General features: G+C 71.8%; 1 protein-coding gene and 1 pseudogene. Both read right to left on the bottom strand.

The genetic code is table 11. The features are described 5' to 3' along the window. Nucleotides 1-148 precede the first annotated feature (148 nt). Nucleotides 149-841: a hydrogen peroxide-dependent heme synthase gene (gene hemQ, locus QMK34_RS47460; RefSeq protein WP_326421625.1), complete on the bottom strand. Its 693-nt coding sequence runs from the start codon at nucleotides 839-841 to the stop codon at nucleotides 149-151. 127 nt (nucleotides 842-968) lie between these two features. Next, a pseudogene (locus QMK34_RS47455) lies at nucleotides 969-1339 on the bottom strand (protoporphyrinogen oxidase); the annotation flags it as partial.

The following is a 1339-nucleotide window of genomic DNA, read 5'->3' as shown; positions in this document are numbered from 1 at the left end:
GCGCGCGTCGCGGCGGCGAGGCTCGTCGGGGCGGCCGCGGCCACCCGGAACGGGCCGGGCAGCACGGACTCGGCACCGGTGATCCCCGCCGCGCCGTCGGCGAGCTTTTCGCCGGTGAGGGTGTGCCAGACGGCGTCGAGCTCGGCCGTCAAGGCAGGGTGGCGATGAGCTCGGCAGGCGGGACCCGCGTGCCGGTGTAGAACGGGACCTCCTCGCGGACGTGCAGGCGGGCCTCGGTGCCGCGCAGGTGCCGCATGAGGTCGACGATCCGGTGCAGCTCGTCGGCCTCGAAGGCGAGGATCCACTCGTAGTCGCCGAGCGCGAAGGACGCGACGGTGTTGGCGCGGACGTCCGGGTAGTCGCGGGCCTCCTTGCCGTGGTCGGCGAGCATCTTGCGACGCTCGTCGTCCGGCAGCAGGTACCACTCGTAGGACCGCACGAACGGGTACACGCAGACGTACTTCCGCGGTTCTTCACCCGCCATGAACGCGGGGACGTGGCTCTTGTTGAACTCGGCGGGCCGGTGCAGCGCGACCTGGCTCCAGACCGGCACCGAAGCGCGGCCGAGCGGGGTGTGCCGGAAACCGCTGTAGGCCGCCTGGACCTGCTCGATCTCCTCGGCGTGCCACCAGATCAGGTAGTCGGCGTCGGCCCGCAGGCCGGACAGGTCGTAGACCCCGCGCACGACGACACCCTTGCCTTCGAGGGCGTCGAGGTACTGCGTGGTCTCCTCCGTCGCCCGCGTCCGGTCTTCGCCGAGCTTGCCCTGCTCGGCCCGGAAGACCGACCAGGCGGTGTAGCGGATGGAATCGTTGAGCTCGTTGTGGTTCAGCCGCGCCATACGTTCATCTTGGCACTCACCCGCGAGGAAAGCCGCCGCGGGGAGGGGTGACGTGAAACTCGCCCCACAGCCGCTCCGAGTGTCATGAAAGGGTCTTTCAGGGCAATTCTTGCCCTGAAAGACCCTTTCATGACACGTCAGACGGTGTCAGGTCGGCCGCGAGACCGCGAGCGGCGGCATCAGCGGTCGCGACGCACGCCGGGAGCCCGACGCCGTGCAGGGTCGCCCCCGCCACGGCCAGCCCGGGGATGTCCGCGACGGCGCGCTCGATCCGGGCGACGCGCTCGAGATGGCCGGTGCCGTACTGCGGCAGCCCGCCGCCCCAGCGCGTCACGAGCGTGTCCACCGGCTCGGCGGTGACGCCGGTCAGGCGGGCCAGGTCCGCGCGGACCGCCCGGACGAGTTCGGCGTCCTCGGCCCGCAGCGCGCCAGGCTCGCCGAAGCGGCCGACGGAGCCGCGGACGAGGACCGGCCCGTCGCCTCCGTAGTGCGCCCACT

The sequence above is a fragment of the Amycolatopsis sp. H20-H5 genome (assembly GCF_035828755.1).
Taxonomy (GTDB): domain Bacteria; phylum Actinomycetota; class Actinomycetes; order Mycobacteriales; family Pseudonocardiaceae; genus Amycolatopsis.
This window is presented reverse-complemented; position numbering and strand designations above follow the sequence as displayed.